This is a genomic window from Citrobacter sp. Cm038 (genome assembly GCF_030333105.1).
Lineage (GTDB): Bacteria > Pseudomonadota > Gammaproteobacteria > Enterobacterales > Enterobacteriaceae > Citrobacter > Citrobacter murliniae.
This window is the reverse complement of record NZ_JAOWGO010000016.1, coordinates 1126499-1142351: the sequence shown is the minus strand read 5'-3', so window position 1 is coordinate 1142351 and position 15853 is coordinate 1126499. Positions and strand designations below refer to the sequence as shown.

General features: G+C 48.5%; 19 protein-coding genes. All 19 read right to left on the bottom strand.

Annotation, left to right across the window (positions count from 1 at the left end; all coding sequences use genetic code 11):
• Positions 1-92: 92 nt before the first annotated feature.
• The 19 genes from OGY01_RS07810 to OGY01_RS07720 all read right to left on the bottom strand — a co-directional run bounded on the left by OGY01_RS07810 (position 93) and on the right by OGY01_RS07720 (position 15558).
• Positions 93-431, bottom strand: coding sequence for a phage baseplate plug family protein (locus tag OGY01_RS07810; protein ID WP_213169033.1), 339 nt, complete (start codon positions 429-431; stop codon positions 93-95).
• Positions 432-1046 (bottom strand): phage baseplate protein, encoded by a 615-nt coding sequence (locus OGY01_RS07805; protein WP_286492784.1) that lies wholly within the window; start codon positions 1044-1046, stop codon positions 432-434.
• Positions 1047-1128: 82 nt separating this feature from the next.
• Positions 1129-1386, bottom strand: coding sequence for a hypothetical protein (locus tag OGY01_RS07800; RefSeq protein WP_238795226.1), 258 nt, complete (start codon positions 1384-1386; stop codon positions 1129-1131).
• Positions 1387-1401: 15 nt separating this feature from the next.
• Positions 1402-3459 carry a tape measure protein gene (locus tag OGY01_RS07795; RefSeq protein WP_286492783.1) on the bottom strand — a complete coding sequence of 686 codons (2058 nt, stop codon included), beginning with the start codon at positions 3457-3459 and terminating at the stop codon, positions 1402-1404.
• A 127-nt stretch (positions 3460-3586) separates the two neighbouring features.
• Complete coding sequence (locus tag OGY01_RS07790; RefSeq protein ID WP_057063255.1) at positions 3587-4072, bottom strand: phage tail assembly chaperone; 486 nt, start codon at positions 4070-4072, stop codon at positions 3587-3589.
• Entirely contained in the window at positions 4065-4493 is a 429-nt protein-coding gene (locus OGY01_RS07785) for a hypothetical protein (RefSeq protein WP_008324353.1), read from the bottom strand. Before OGY01_RS07785 ends, OGY01_RS07790 begins: the two co-directional genes overlap by 8 nt.
• A gap of 2 nt (positions 4494-4495) precedes the next feature.
• A complete protein-coding gene (locus tag OGY01_RS07780) occupies positions 4496-5854 on the bottom strand; it encodes a DUF3383 family protein (RefSeq protein WP_286492781.1) in 1359 nt (452 codons plus the stop codon).
• Positions 5855-6637: a phage neck terminator protein gene (locus OGY01_RS07775; RefSeq protein WP_238795229.1), complete on the bottom strand. Its 783-nt coding sequence runs from the start codon at positions 6635-6637 to the stop codon at positions 5855-5857.
• The gene (locus tag OGY01_RS07770) at positions 6637-6990 is read right to left on the bottom strand and encodes a hypothetical protein (RefSeq protein ID WP_057063258.1); all 354 of its coding nucleotides are present in this window, start codon (positions 6988-6990) and stop codon (positions 6637-6639) included. The genes OGY01_RS07775 and OGY01_RS07770 overlap by 1 nt, the downstream gene beginning before the upstream one ends.
• On the bottom strand, positions 6987-7460 hold the full coding sequence (locus tag OGY01_RS07765) for a hypothetical protein (protein WP_181552899.1): 474 nt from the start codon (positions 7458-7460) through the stop codon (positions 6987-6989). The genes OGY01_RS07770 and OGY01_RS07765 overlap by 4 nt, the downstream gene beginning before the upstream one ends.
• A 121-nt stretch (positions 7461-7581) precedes the next feature.
• Positions 7582-7941, bottom strand: coding sequence for a DUF4054 domain-containing protein (locus OGY01_RS07760; protein WP_071687678.1), 360 nt, complete (start codon positions 7939-7941; stop codon positions 7582-7584).
• Between the two features lie 9 nt (positions 7942-7950).
• On the bottom strand, positions 7951-8205 hold the full coding sequence (locus OGY01_RS07755) for a hypothetical protein (RefSeq protein WP_062958122.1): 255 nt from the start codon (positions 8203-8205) through the stop codon (positions 7951-7953).
• 3 nt (positions 8206-8208) lie between these two features.
• Positions 8209-9147, bottom strand: a complete 939-nt coding sequence (locus tag OGY01_RS07750; RefSeq protein ID WP_286492779.1) for a major capsid family protein — start codon at positions 9145-9147, stop codon at positions 8209-8211.
• A 17-nt stretch (positions 9148-9164) separates the two neighbouring features.
• A complete protein-coding gene (locus OGY01_RS07745; RefSeq protein WP_181552897.1) occupies positions 9165-9956 on the bottom strand; it encodes an Ig-like domain-containing protein in 792 nt (263 codons plus the stop codon).
• The gene (locus tag OGY01_RS07740; protein WP_238795231.1) at positions 9956-10969 is read right to left on the bottom strand and encodes a DUF2213 domain-containing protein; all 1014 of its coding nucleotides are present in this window, start codon (positions 10967-10969) and stop codon (positions 9956-9958) included. Before OGY01_RS07740 ends, OGY01_RS07745 begins: the two co-directional genes overlap by 1 nt.
• Positions 10947-12302: a phage minor head protein gene (locus OGY01_RS07735; RefSeq protein ID WP_238795232.1), complete on the bottom strand. Its 1356-nt coding sequence runs from the start codon at positions 12300-12302 to the stop codon at positions 10947-10949. Before OGY01_RS07735 ends, OGY01_RS07740 begins: the two co-directional genes overlap by 23 nt.
• A complete protein-coding gene (locus OGY01_RS07730) occupies positions 12289-13641 on the bottom strand; it encodes an anti-CBASS protein Acb1 family protein (RefSeq protein WP_238795233.1) in 1353 nt (450 codons plus the stop codon). Before OGY01_RS07730 ends, OGY01_RS07735 begins: the two co-directional genes overlap by 14 nt.
• Positions 13638-15026, bottom strand: a complete 1389-nt coding sequence (locus tag OGY01_RS07725) for a PBSX family phage terminase large subunit (RefSeq protein WP_238795234.1) — start codon at positions 15024-15026, stop codon at positions 13638-13640. The genes OGY01_RS07730 and OGY01_RS07725 overlap by 4 nt, the downstream gene beginning before the upstream one ends.
• On the bottom strand, positions 15016-15558 hold the full coding sequence (locus OGY01_RS07720) for a hypothetical protein (RefSeq protein ID WP_142879428.1): 543 nt from the start codon (positions 15556-15558) through the stop codon (positions 15016-15018). Before OGY01_RS07720 ends, OGY01_RS07725 begins: the two co-directional genes overlap by 11 nt.
• Positions 15559-15853 lie beyond the last annotated feature (295 nt).

The following is a 15853-nucleotide window of genomic DNA, read 5'->3' as shown; positions in this document are numbered from 1 at the left end:
AATGCACCAAATACCAGAGCCATAAACAAAACAGCTACAACGGCTAGTTTTCCAGATGGCAATGCCGCCTTTATTTGTCTAAGAATCCTCACTTAATCACTCTCCGTTTCGTCATAAAAGAAAAGGCCAAAACTGCCAGCAAAAGCATGCACATCGCCAAAAGGCTCATTAGGACGTAAACGCGCAACACCGACCGCGCCAGCCCCGGCATAACCTGGTATTTTCCCGCTGAGCCTGTGCCAGACACCCGGACGCAAGCAGATTTGTGACAGTGTCACCGACCTGTCGGCGTCAGATATTTCCAGCCACCATAGTTTTGTTGTGGTTGCATAGAACAATCGCATGTTCAAAACTGTGCCATTCAGAGAGGATGTAAATTCCTGGTCTGCTATGGATGGGATTACGTTGATTTCGTAGTAAGCAGGCTGCATTTAAGAGCCCTCCAGCATGCGGCGCATCTTCTCAAGCGCGAAAACTTTTTGAGGTTCTTTTTTGGCATCAACAGGCGTGGCGCTTTTCTTACCTGCGGCAACTGTCCCCTTCCCTGCCGGATTGGAAGTTTTTGATTGTGCTGATTTATTGCGCGAACGCTGGAATGTTACCGTTTCGACTTTTTGCGCGGTGAGTTTGATGGTGTAGCAATTTTTCTTAGGGACGGCTTCGATGTTAAGCGATTGGATAACGCTTTGCGGCATCGCCATAAACGATGTGTAAACCGATACAAACTCTTTCAACTCATAAGCCGCTATGATTTGCTGGGCCTGATTCATCGCCCAAATCATGTTTTGCGTTGTATAAAGTAGTCCGTATGTATATGGAAAATCAGCACCAGTAATGATGCCTTCAAAAGATACAACTTTTGGATCGTCTACCGTGCCGTCAGAGATTTTATAGCCTGTTTCGACTTTCCCCTGAGCTATGGTGCGTTTCGCTTCAAACCCCTCTCTGGTCTTTAGCCTTAGTGACACTGTAACGCCAGATTCAAACACCATAACTGCGCGTTGGTCACGTGGTGCTGAAATTGCACCCTCCATACCGTCAGCCATGAAAACCCCATAAAAAAATCCCCTACGTGGAGGGGATTTTCACACCTTATTGGCGCGGGTAACATGGCGTTACCGCTGGCGATTACTCTGCTTTTTTTGTCTCTGTTGCTTCACAGATTCTGCGTAGGTACTCATTATTTTTGAAGCTAACCATAATTAATTCAAACGCAATGCGTACCAAAACCAGAGTTACCACCATCGTAACTAAACTTTCCAACGTCCATAACCATGTACCAGTTATGATAACAAGCAAACTTAGAATCCAATAAGATATAGCAATTAATCTTGGAGTGATTAATAAGTTAAATGTTGCAAAGTTCTTAAACTCATTGTCGTTCATCTTTTATCCCGCTGCTCATATTGCTCCTGATGATTCAGCCCAGTTTACACCACTAACTGCCTGTGTCGTACTGGTTTTGCTCAAGCTATCTACGGCTACACCTACATCTTTAGCTTCTGGAACGCTAATATTATTTTCGTTTTTCACTTCATTATTAATAACAACTCCTCCTTTGGATGGCGGTGTCATTATTGAAACATCATGTTTATCGTTGCCACTAAACATATCTAAAAACTTCTCTATCCCATTTAGAGGGTTAAAATCATTCCCTTTTCCTTTTAAAAACTCCCCAGCATTAGGAAATAAATTTTGTGGTTTCCACAACCCCTTCCACAATTCCCCTTTATCTTGCTTTGACCAAATTGAACCGTCATTATTTACATTATCAGTTGCGCTATCTGATGCGCCGCTTATCGCTCTAAGCATTTTCATTATTGCGGGGTAGCGCTTCTCGAAGGCATCAAAACTACCGAATAAGCTATCAAAGATGGTTCCACCCTCACCATTCAACCAGGCTTTCCATTCAACAAAAGCCTCATAAACCAGCCACACAGCCGCGCCAATAGCGAGGAAAGGCCAAAGCGCCGCCATAACCGGAACTGCCAGCGCGGTAAATGCCGCACCAACAGCGCCAAGAATCCCAATGAGAATAGCTGTTTTACTTTCATCAGCCAGGGTAGACCAAAATTCAGCAACTTCTTTTTCGGCTTTTCTCGCCAGTGGAATTAAGGTATTTGCCGCCCAATCGGTAAATTTTTGCCACTCACCGCCGATGGTTGCCTGAGCTAAGAAGGCTTGCCAGTCATTTTTCATGACTGTCATTGTCTGTCCCCACGTCCAGCCCTGTTTCTTCAATAAATCTATGTTGCTCGCCGCCAGCTTTTCAAAGGCTTTAATCATGGTTTCTGAGGTCAGTTTCCCTTTTTCTGACATTTCCCGGAGTCCTTTAACGTCTGTGCCAAACGCCTCAGCTACTTTTGGTGCCATCGTCCCTATCGCTTCCATGAATGAGCGGAATTCATCGCCGCCGAAACGGTCTGATGAAAATGCCTGCCCCATCTGATAAAGCGCTGCATTGACTGCCTCAGCACTGCCACCGCCTAATTGCAACGCTCCAACAAGCCCCTGTGTTGCGGTTATTGTTCTTTCTTGCGACAACCCTAATTTTTGTGTCGCTGTTGCCATATTGGTATAGGTGGAGATAAACGCCCCGCTGTCGCTTCTAACGTCGCTTGCCGCCGCGTTAAGGGCAAAAAATGCCTCTTTTGCATCCCCTGTAGTCTGTGCCAGTCGTGCAATTTGTGACTGTTGGCGCTGGATAGAATCAAGGCTATCAGCCAGAGCATTACCAGCGGCGACAATACCAGCCGTCAGCCCCGCGCCAGCCAGCATGCTATCAACACCAAATGGATTGCGTGTCGCTTTCTCTACACCCTCTGCAACAGGTTTCTTTTTCGCCTCCAGCGGTTCGCCGGAAAAACTTTTAGTTGAGGTATCGTATTTTAAGAATGGATTACTGGCATTTGGATCTGCCAGACCACCAGCGCGACCGGCTGTCCAGCCAGAGCTACCCGGCGTAGGTATATTTATGCCTCCACCACCAGACCGACCAGAAGAAAATCCAGAGTCTACTGGTGGAGGTAAAGTAGACCGACCAGCGCGAGGCGGCGGGAGATAACCGCCAAACTCATTATTATGCGGTAGACGATACAGATTATTGGCTGGGATACTGATTTTATCCGTCAGGCCGCTGGTTGTACCCTCTACGGCTGCACGTGCGACCTTCTGAGCCTCTTTTCTAACTGTATCGGCTAATGGCGTCCGGCTAACCAGATTTGCGCCTGTGGCGGCTATTGTCGCTACTGCTGCCGTTGTTGCTACAGATGGCGCACTGGCGGTACTGGCTGGCGCATATGGGCTGGCGGGTTTCAAGTTGTTAACGCGCTTAATGGCTGCGTCAAGCTGGTTTACTTTGGCAATTGCGCGCTCTATGGCTGCGTCAAAACTGTTTAATCCCTCCAGTTCGGGGATAACGTCAATTTTCGTTACGAGATCGGCTGACTGGTCTGTCATTTTTTCACCTTACTAAGCGCGTGTTGAACCGCGTTATCGAACTGGATAACGGCGGAGGCTCTCATAATGGAATCGAAGGAGGCGCGGCCTGACGCTACGGCGTCGTAGCTAATCAGGCCGCTTTCAATCACTCGCCAGATGACGAGCTCTGTGCGGATGGTTCGGTCAAGGTTTTCAGCAAGGCGTTGAACAGTTGCCGCATGGCTCCCTGCATTGTTGCCGCTGTGTCCAGTCCAATATTTTTTTTTAACCCTGCTGTTACCGGAAGAATGGACAATTTAAGGCACTCAAGCGCCACCAGATACACATCAGCAATGTTTGCTGCGGTGAAATTGGTGTTAACTGCGTCCCAAGAATCCAGAAATTCGCCGTTATCCACCAGTTGGGCGCGTGACTTTGAAAGCAGCGTAAACAGCAATTCGTCATGGTCTTCGCGGTTGAGCATACCGAAGATTTTCGACGACATAGAAAGGATGCTTTCTACCTGGCTGATACCATGTTTCGCCAGAATTTCAGCTACACGCAAGTTGAAGTGAACTGCATCAAAGGCGCTCATACGGATGATGCAGTATTTTTGCCCGTTAATTTCTACGTGTTTGATTGAATCATCCATTGGTTAAATTCACCCCAAGAATCGTTGAATCAAGCTCGCCCGTCAGGAGTTTCCATTCCAGAGTTTGCGCTCCGACGCCGTTGTTTGCACCATCAGACGGCTGACGGGCAAACATCGCATAGCCCAGCCGGTGCACGGAAAGATTGCGCGTATTGGTTACGGTTACAGGGATGACGGCCTTTGTTTTTTGCATCAGCGCCAGCGCGGTATTTACCGGGGAATTACGTTGCGTGGTGAATGTTACTGAGCCTTCCTCGCTAGGATTCTCAATAAATGACCAGTCACCGCCGATCCCGGATGAAACAGTAATCTGGTCGTCCGGTACTTCAACGATGATATTGCTGTCTTTCGCCAGGCCAATTACCGGGACAACGCCTACAGTAATCAGCCAGTCTTTTGAGGACATATTGCCTAAATACATAATTAAATCCCGTAGGTCAGTGCGGAACCAACAGCATCTACATGCTTGATGGCGTAGCGAAGATAGAATCTGAATTTAACGGTCAGGTCGCCTTTGATGCGCTGGGTCGCGCTGACTTCTGCCATTGTTGGACGGATAACCTCATATCCACGGACATAATCACCGTTTTCATCGGTAAAGTTTTCCAGAATACCTCCAGCAGTCTGACCTGCTTTAAGCGAGCTTTCCATTTTGTTACAAACGACTTCATACCCCGGCATGTCGTGACCAACTTTGTTACGGTTCACAAAGAGCGTTGCGAGGTCTTTTTGCATGCGGTCAGCCTGCCAGTAAGCAAAGCGCACAACCTCAATAGACTCACCGTCACCACATGTACCCGGATAAGTTACCGTGATGCCGGAACCGTAATCCTCAAACGTGTTACCGTTGAATGCCTTGATTTTCTGGTAATCGGTTTCGGTAAAGTCATCGGCTTGTACGGCATTAAGCGTCTTAAGCGCCCATGTTTCTGAGCCCGGTTGCATAACCAGACAGCGACCAGCCAGAGCAGCATCAAGGAAGTTCTTTTCCCGTTTGGTGGATACGGCGAACGAACCTGCGATATTTTTTTCGCAGATATATTTGGTGATGTTGTCCGTCGCCCATGTTGGCGATGAATAGTCATCAATAAATACAGCCATTTTATCAATCTGCGATTCAGTCCAGTCAGCAATCACTTTCTGAATTGAAAGGTCGCGGGATGGGGTCATGAGCATGAAGAACTTATTGTACTGGTTCTTTATGGCTGCAATTGCCTGGCTGACTGCTGCCGACAGTACAACAGATGATTTGTGAACGACTTCCGCACCTTCCAGATAAACAATGCGCCCATCGACAAGAAACTGACCTGCCGCGCCTGAATCAGCAACGATATCAGTCGTTACTCCTGTGCTTCCTGACCATGCTGTGCCGTTAAATTTCGCATAACGATATTCATCGCCCTTTACATAACCAATGGTCGCTTTTGTGCCCGATGGCGCACCAACAACCGGAACATCAGTCAATTTAATCATGGTCTTGCTGTAGGCTGCGGAAAAATCTCCTACAACGAGTGTGTCTGGTGATGGACTCTGCGAAAAATAAGCCTGAACCGCCAGCAGGTTATCACCACTCATGCCGTCAGAAATCGCATCATCAGCACTGGTGTAAACCCGGTACAGGTCTTTGAAATTTTCTACTTTTGCGCTTTCATAGGTCGAATACTTCAAACCAAAAAACGCCGCGCCCGGCGCAAGGATAATCCCCACACCGAAAACGCCATATTGGGCGGCTGTTGTTTGCCGTCCAATTTTCACACTAAAAAGCCTGCTTAAATTCGCCATTTATGCACCCTTGATATGGAACGTAACCTCGTTCGCTTTCACCGTTGCGCTATCAATCCAGCGCTCTTTTTTGTAGTGCTGGAAAACAAATTGCAGGGTTAATGTCACCTGTGCCATTTGCTGATAAACGAGGTTATCAATTAGAGGTGAGCTATTCTCGAAATCGCCTGAGCGGTCAATAGAACAGTTGTTATCAAACTGCCAGAATTCCCCCTCAGTTGAATCGACCTCATAAAGAAAGTTTTCGAGATATGCCTGAGCGTCGTCAGATGAGCGAATCGCAATAACTTGAGCGGCACAGTTATAGTGATACACCCTGTAGTCACCGTCCCACGTTTTGGCGAATGGCTGCGGCTCACGCGCTGACGAAAGTAAATGAATGGCGGTAAACGGGTCTTTAGGTTCTGGTAGCTTTTGCTGTGCGTATAGTGGTTTATCGCCTGTTAGCTCAAGAAATGCCTGGCGAAGCCGAACCATTGCAAGATAAGGTGCGCCACTTAATATCAATGGTGTAGCCTGAGCGTCAGTCTCTTTTAACGTCCCTTTGGGAAACTTAACGACATTTCCCACATCAAGACGGAAATTTGCCGGAATGGTAATGTTGTTGCCGTCACTATCATCCAGAATAACCGAAGTAATGAAAGATGGATCTCGCCCGTTATATGGAATGAATAAAATATCCTTGCTGTTTCCGTTGTCGTTAAAAGTCGCTTTCTCAGCATGGTAATCTGAATAATCGACCTCCCCCGAAACGGTCATTAATTTAACCGTATAGATACTCATTATTCCACCAGCGCTAATGCGTCTTTTTCTTTCATGCCAAATAACAAATATTCGTAGTGGCTAATGACGCCGTTCTGCCATTCCTGACGTTGTACCACCTCATAATATTTGCCAGCACAATGCACGATAGCGCCGTTATGTTCGCCTTCCTCGGTTACTGCTAAATCGGCTTCCCCTATAGCTTCCATATGGTCTTGAGGCTTACGAGACGCAAGATACGTCTTAAATGAGCTACCGCCGTCTACTGGTTGCATACTGAGGAATGCTGTTTTCTGTTCTGAATATGCCTGGCGAACCATGCCGCCCACAATTTCAATGGGGAGTGGTTGCCAGTATTGGATTAATCGTCTCATGAAAAAGCCCTGTAATTTACGGTCTGAATGAGTACCCCGCTGTGTATCAGCGGTTTAGTGCTCCCTTTCCGGGCGATGGTGATATCTGAGTTTGGTTTGTATAGTGCGGAGTCAGCTATAGTCTTGCGGGTAATCGACACGGCTTTAGCGCCGATTCTGGCTATAGCTTGCTGAGGTGTTATTCTTCCAAGCGCTACGTCACGTAAAATATCTCTGTACTCGTTTGACCTCATCCAGTCGGCTATGCGGTCTGATGCAAATCTCATAAACGGACGTTCGGGTATTAATTCCCAACCCATCGCGTTTTTAGTACCAAAGTTATTCCATGCTCCATAAAGCGCCACATCAACGCCGTTATTGGTTTTTCCCCGGTGAATACCAACAGTAAGTTTTACGCCCGCTAATCCCTTGATTCGCTGGCATAAAACCCGGTCAAAACCCTTTGTATCTAACGTTGCACCACCACGCATAGATCAAACTCCGAATTCATTTTTTAAAATCTGGAATATTCATCTGCGAAAGTGCGCTTTAACCAATTTTTCACTGTGGGCGCCAAGTCTGGCCAATCGCATTTATCAGGATAATATTCTGCTAATCGGCATGACCGATGAGAATACAACCACCAGACAATGAGCCTATAGCGTCTGAGAATTCCTCACCCCACGTTGTACCCTGCCAGCCCGCCTTTTGTGCTGACTCAGTAAAGGTCATCGCTACTTTCCCTTCACGGCGGCTTGCTACCCCGCGAACACTGGCGCTTATTCCCTCAACAGCTATCGGGGCGAGATTAGCGGCAACATACAGCGCTTTGAGGCGCTCTACGTCATAACCGTAATCTGCTGCGGCTCGAAGGTCGTAGAGCCGCTCACATTGAGAAGAAAGGGCGCTAATAGCGCCCTCATCAAGTGATAACCCCGGTAGCAGAATGGCAAGCCAATCGTTTACCGTCATGCTGTGCCCCTACTCGTCGTCGGATTCAACTACGCCATCGTGCTCTTTATTGAGCTTTTCGGCGTCTGCGGCTGAAACTTCTTTTAACCAACCTTCATCAAGAAACTGCTTAACACCTCCAATAGCCAGTGTCGCGCCGTCAACCGCTACCGCCTCAAGTGGCGCAATGGATATAGTGATAACAGTCCCTTCACTGTTTTTTGCACCGATATGAATCGGCGCTTGTGTGGTGTTGGTTAGAAACTTTTTCCCTTTCTCAGTCATGACTTAAACCACCTTAGAAGATTTAGCAGCAGCCAGCGGCGCACGGACGATTACGCCAGCGGAGCGCGACAGGCACGGAATAGACAGGTCAAGCCCACTACGTTGCACTGGCAACTGACGGAACAATACCGGGGTAGCCTGTGCAAAGTGGCGGCGGTTATTCGCCAGCGCAATACAAATACCGTCATCATCCAGATCGGAGTTTTTGCGGAAAGTCACTTCCGGGTAAGAAGTTCGCAGGAAGGACAGGACTGTGCCGAGTGTACCGCTAAGGCGTAGCCCCTGAATTCGCGCCCATGCCTTGGACGGCATATGGAACTCATTTACTTCGTAGATTTTGGTGGTGTTCACTGCAGCGATAATCGCTGAAACATCATCGCAAATTTTATCACCGTCAGCCGTCGCCCATGCACCGGCTACTGCTACCAGAGGAATATTCGGATGTTCGATAAAGCCGATAATCTGGTATTCCTTATTGCCACGCCACAACAGATTAGAAACTGTGCGCTCATGCGCTTCGCGGGTATTCAGCGCCAGCATGTTATCAAGCGGCGTACCTGACATTGCCGCTGCCATAACGTCGCTATAGGTATAGCCATAGCCGAGGCCAATATCGTACATCAGCGCGAAGTATTCCCGGCCTTTAGCGCTCATCATCGGCATATCAGTACCGAATGCCGCCATGATTTTTGCCATACCTTGTGCCGAGTACATGCGATACCCCGCCCACTTCGCCCCTTCGTTAATCCCTTGCTCCTGCTGGAACATGGTTAACGCTACGGGGGCGGGCATTTCTTCCATGTAAACATCCTTAGACATGGAAATCAGGTCGCGGGCAAAAATTAGCCCTTGCTCGTCGGTGTTAACTCCCTGCATTACGCCAGTTACCTGAGCTTCGGTAAAAAGCTGCGCCATTAACGTGGCTAAATAGTTCTCATTCATATTTCGGAGGTTCCCTGTTAGCTAACAGTAATTACAGCGGTATCAGTGAAACCACCGTCTTCAGTTCGTACTGTAATTGTCGCGGTCTGCCCGGTTGTAGCCCCTGCTTTAACAGTGACAAGGCCATTTGCGTCTACAGTTGCGATATTTGCATTACTGGTCTGATAAGTGACCGCTTTATTTGTTGCGCCCGATGGCGTAACGGTTGGGGTTAGCTGTTGAGTACCACCAGCCGCCTTTGATGCGGTTTTAGGTGAAACTGATACACCCGTTACAGGCGTTTCATGTGGAAAACCCACACTCAGCAATTCACCATCGACAACCATCACAATTGCTGTACCGCCGCGCTGAGTGTTTGATTCGAAGCGAAAGCGACTTTTATCGCCAGAATTGGCAACACCCCATTCCATATAGCCGGTAGTGACGTTTCGGCCTTTCGGGATTGCCAAATCACCCACTTTCGGGGATTCACCCGATTTTACCGCTACGCGGATCGGACCATTTTCAACGATACCAATCGGGCAATTGATAGTGACAACGCCGATACGGGTGTTACTGCCAAATCCCGGCATGGCTGGCATGTTGGAATGTGCAGTAACCGCAATGCCGATGGCATCAGTAACATCACCACCATCAGGTAATGCAACACAGGTCGAATCGTTACCTGACGTGAGTTTTACTGCATCACCGGGCGCGACTTCACCACCAGCGCGGCGGGAAGATACGCGAGCAGAGGAACGAAAAGACGGCAGGACAGCTAAATCACCGGGCAATCCCGCATCAAAATCACTTTTAATTGTGGTCTGCATTATTTTACGGCCTCTTTTTTGCCAAACATGCGGGACTGATAATCACTGTGCGCATCATTGCTTTTGCCTGCACCTGATTCATCGTTGTTGATGCGTGGATTACGCGGCTTTTGCTCAAACTTTTTGCCGCAAGCCACCAGCGCCATTGATAACGCAACATCAACCTGTTCATCGCTCCAGCTATCCATGTTTACTTCTGGATTTGCCTTACGGATGATGGCCTGCTTAACGAGACTGATATCGCCCAGGCTGTCGGTATTGATGTTCAGTCGTTTAGCCGTTTCTTTAAGCTGATGTTCCTGACGACCGTCAGTAACGCCGCGCTCGTAGGCTTCGTTGCTGGCTGAATCCATATTTACCAGGCGGTTGTTTGCTTTGAGCAAGTCGCCACGCGCCGTGCTAAGGTCGCTGGTGAGCGTTTTTTTATCCGCTTCCAGTTGTTCGATTTTGGCTAACGCTTCTTCTAATTCCATCGGTTCACCGTCCAGATTGAATGTTGCTGTCTTTACCCGTGGGTTGCGCACTATGCTCAGGTGGTTGTAGTTAATACCCTTCTGCACCGTGTCAAACTCTTGCCCGTCAGGGGCTCGTCCCGTTTGTTTGGGCTTTTCGTCACACTGGTAGCCAGCCGACGCCCCTCGTAATCTTTTGTCCTGCTGAATCAGGCGAATGGATCTCTCATCCTGAACCAGAGCGCGGGCTACCAATTCATCGCCCTGACGCATTACGGCAGTAACCACACCAGCACTGACAGCCCGGTAATTTTTTGACGTCACCAGACCATTACGAGGATGTGACACCGTAACAGGCTTGCCGATTAAGGTATTCATTGAGTCCTGGTTAAACAATTCATCGGCTGAGCGGTACTCTTTTGCCGTGAATGCATCACCGCGATTGCGGTCATAAACCAGTACGCCCGGACGGGCTATAGGGATATCAATCTGGAGATAACCTTCCGGGGTTATCTCCCATTGTTTTATTGCATCAACGTTAACCTGTGTTTCTTGCTGCAATTTCTTTCTCCGCTTTTTCAACATCTGACGCAGAGAACTGCCATTCGGGATAACAGCGGCAACCGTTCGGTTGCCCTGCATGTCCATCGCGGGGCGGTCTGGTCAGCGTGTAGGCCTCTCCTTCCCGCACAAAATGCAACTTTCGCTCGCGCTCGTCTAACATCCCCCGCCAGCGGTATATGTTCATGCCGCCCAGACGGGCGTTTGCTTCCTCCAGATTCCATGCCTGATTGCCAATCTCATTACGGGCAACGTTACGGGCTCGCCGGAAAGGTATCTCCATCTCATCAGCCAGTTTATTAGCGATGTAATCGACGCCGCGCCCCTCGCGTAATCCCTGCTGTACTGTGTTAATCCCGCGTTGAAGTGCTTCATCAGAAACATTCTCCATGCGTCCCATACTTTCGGCTAACCAGTCTGCGGTTTGCTGCAATAGCTTTTTATCGCCGTCATAAATATCGACCGCTATCAGGTCTGCCATGCTCTCATGCGGAATTGTTATACCCGGCGCAAGGTCAACATTTGCGGCGGCTTTAATGATGAGTCTGAAATCATCCAGAGCAGAATCGGCAAGTTGCGTGGTGGTGGTATTCATCGCTGGCAGTGACGGGATAACACTGGTTGTGCGTAGCGATTCAGATAATTTTGCTACCTGTTCGGAGATTGCCCCCGCCGTGTCTGGTGTGGCTGGCAAGCCTTTTTTCAGGTCAATCAGGCTTACGCCATCAACGCGGAAACGCTGATAATAGCTCTGCCAGTATTCATCGGTAAAACCAAAATTCCCGTTTACGATAGCGCTCTGTATTTCATCGGCGGTGCGGTTAATGATGCGAATATAGGTATCAGGCTTAGTGTTTGTTATTCTTGCGAAGTCTTTAGCCAGATTTATACCTGCCTGCCTTCTGACTTCACTGACGATATACGCCGGAACCGCGCCAAACTCCCCGTCTTTTAATAACGCTGGTATTGCTTTTAGGAAAATGGACGCATCAGGCAATAGCTCCTGAGTTACAGACCGTATAAGCCTTTCTTGTTGCTCTCGCGTCATGCGGGAATAGTTTTTACCCGCTCGCTGCTTGATGTAAACGCGCACTTTTTTAACCGTTGCAGCGGCGATAAAATCTCCCAGCACATCATCAACGGATACATCTTTACCATCAGCCGCATCAGTATTAAGAAGTGCGCCGGATTTACCGATTGCCCGGTAAGTCTTTAAACAGGCTTCGCGAACCCATTTACAAAAAAGCCGGGTGTTATCACCCAGCTTTTGCGCGTAAACCAGTTCTATAGCCAGTGGATAACCAGCGTCATAACGTGGTTCACTTTTCGGCATTATTGGCCTCACTATTGCTGGTTTCGGTATCGTTCTGGTTCAAATCCTTGTCATTCTGGTCATCAATAGTGCCTGTTGCTGGTGCTGCCTCAGTCAGGAGTGTTACGGCGGCGGTTTCCTTCGCTGTTGCCCTGGCTTCTTCGCTGGTGATGGCTCTCATGCCGTAATAAATCTGCGCCGTTTCCGCTACCTTCTTGTCCCTGTCTACCTCGCGGTCAATCTGCCCCTGAGATTTGTTAGGAATAAAGTCAGCTTTTACGCCCAAATAACGCAACGTCAGCTTTTTAAGTGCCGGGATAATGTCATTGGTGGTGATGTGAGAAACAAGGTTTTGCCATTGCGCATCAGCGCTGGTATCGCTGTTAGATAGTCCTGACCGCCGTTCAGCCAGCATTGATACCGGGAAACCTGTTTCAGCGCACACCAGCTTGATAGCCATATCAACAAGGTCAGCGGTTCCCGTCATACTGGACTGTAAGCGGGTAATTTCTTCATCTTTATCAATTGCCACCATGTCATTTAAATGCCTGGTAGCTGCGATGCCAGCCAGACGACGCGCCGCCATAGCTTCGCCCTTCGCCGACTTTAAATCTTCTGCAAGTTCATCTTTTTTATAAATATCCTGTACTGACAGCGACAAAATACTGATGATTAACTCATGAGACAGGCCAAGACGTTGTAACGATGCATAAGGTTTGCAGAGAACCGGCTCGCCAAATTCGACGCCAGCACTACCGTAAATCGGCTGGTATTCTGGATCGCCAAACAGGAGTGAATCATCTTGCTCAATAAAGACTTCGCCACCAATCGGGCTTTTAAGCTGAATACGCCAGCCTTCCGGCAGACCGAAAAGCGGATCGTTATAATCAGAAAACCAGTCATTTGACGGTGTAATCCAGTTTGCGCCGTGGCTTCTAACCCAATCATCCCCCATGACCAGTACCGACCAGCCCTGATGACGTTTAAGCACAGTGGCGCGTTCGACGCTTTGCCAGATACGCATATCATCAAACAGTTGCTTTATTTTTTTATCATCTTCCGGTCTATCGGTGATGATATCGAACCCGTTAAGCATCGCTGCAGCAACCGGTTCGCTGATGATGCGCCAGCCTATCCCGGATGTTTCGCCAGCCAGAGCCGCTACCAGCGGAATTTTGCCCTCTGCGGCTCTGGCCTTCATTCGGTTTGCCGTTGGTGAGCCCATCCCGGCAGCACCCTTAACACCATGCGACACGCTTTCCATCATGGTCACGTAGCTGTCAATGTTATAGCTGGCAGGCTGTAAGCCCTCTTTTGTTAAAATCCCCTCAGTGGGTATTAAGCTGGTTTTGTTCGTCATTCGATAATTCCTGATTTCATGCGTACCAGATGCGGGAATATGGCGTCGGCGTAGTCAGTGGACACGCCCAACCGTTTTTTAACTTTTTTCTTCGATTCAATAAGAATTTTGTCGTCTGGTGTGGTTTCCCACATGACGCCAGTAGAATCAGAAAGGATGCGGTCGAGATAGCGGCGTGGAATGTTGTTTGAGATGGCAAAAATCCCATCTTGCGGCTTAATACCACCATCAAGCCAACGCACAGTGTCATTAACTACATCGCGATAAGCCCACCACGCCTGAGCACGCAGATTGTGGAAAGTATCTTCGTTGGATCTCCCGCCGCGATAGCGGGATTTTTTGCGCAATACCTCGCCCTGAGCCACAAACTTACGAAACTCAATGTCAGAGTCTTCATACTTGTTTAGTTCGCCTTTAACACCAGAACCAACGCCTACAGAGTCATAAATCAGTACGGAACAACCTTCTTCTGTCGCCAGCTTTAACGCCTGCTGCGCTAACTGAACAGTGTCACGAGCCTGTAATCGTTCCATACGGTACAAAAAACGCCCGTCAAAGAATGACAATACCGAATCATCATCACCATCATCTGCAACATCGAGCACCGCTGTTTTAACGCCAGTCCGACAGGCTTTCGCCAAATCTGAATCGGGTTTTACAATGAGCCTTTCGAGGTTGCCGCGATTGACTACGGAACCGGGTAAATCACTGACAGGAACACCATTCCAGATATTGTCGTAGCGGTCTGGATAATGTTTGAGGCAATGCAGGCGCTCTTTATCCAGCGTCTCGCCAAAGTGCGGATTGTGATACCAGTTAACCTCTTCAACGAACCATTGTTCACCCGCATTTAAGACAAAACGAACGTAGGTTTCATCCCATGCGTATGCAGGGTTAAAGGTAATCCATAGCTCTGCACCCGGACGGCGCATGGTAGGTGTTAGCGCTTCCCATGCTTCCGGTGAAATTGCATGCGCTTCCTCCACCCAGCAAATGTCCACACCCTCGATAGACTTAATAGAGTCAAGGTTTGACTGAAAGCCTAAAAAGCGGAATTGTGCACCTGATTTGGCCTTGATGCTGTTGTTAGTAACGGTGAAATCTGATTCATAACCGAGGCGGCGTATGGTGTCGCAAAGCAATTGGTGCGCTGATGCGTCGATAGACTTTTGCACACGGCGCAGACAGAGAAAACGCAGGTCATATCTCACTGCCAATTGTATCAATGCCTCTGCCACCATCCATGACTTGCCAGAACCGCGCCCACCGCGCAGATTTTTTACTCGATGGGGTTTAGTTGTCAGGCGGTGCATTATGCGCATCCAGTTAGCCTCTTTTTTTGAAGCACATAGCCATTCATCACGCCGTTCAATATCATTCGTCATCTGTTGCCATTTCCTTATAAATATCAGCCAGCAAATCGCGGGCGGCTCTCTTGCCCTCGTCTGAAATTGGCTTGCTGAGGTCAACTCCCGCCAGCGTGAGGATTCGCGCTGCGAGGTTCGACTTGTCCAACCCCTCAACCTGCCAGCCATGCTTTGTGCGTTTGATATTTTTTATGGCTCTGGTGTCGATTGCCGCCAGACGGCTACGGAACACTTCCGGTTCAAGGCGCAACTTCTCCAGTGCCTGTAACTCCAGCATTACCGCTGTTGAGTCCGGCGCACGAAAACGGGCTGAAAGGTCAATCAATGCCTCCTGTCTTCCAACAATATCTTTAGCAATGATGTGCTTTCGATAAACGCTAACGGCCTGTTGTATCTCGTTGTCTTTAAGCAACTTTTCAGCCTGATAATCATCATTGAAACCTTTGTATTCTCTGTTGCGAGATTTTGCATAGCTGAATCCAGGCGCTTCCCGCTCACTGGCTACCAGCTTTGCAAACACATCATCTCGTTTACTTATTTTTATGGTCACAACGCCCCCTTTGTGAGGCTTGCAGCGTAGCGAGGAAAATGAAGGATCAAAAACAGCGTTACCGCTGGCGTGTAGTACAAATAAAAAAAAGCCACTCCGGGGGCGGAATGGCTCAACATCACAAAGATTAAGGCAATGGCTAAAAGTCAGTTAAACAGGCAGTTCGCTACCTGTCCGTGGCAGATGCCATTATGGTTTTTTGATGAGATAAGACAAAAGGTAGTGCGAGAGGTAACAGCAGATAAAGAAAAGCCGCCCCCGAAGGAGCGGCGTTTAAAGGTGCTCAGGCTGTGGA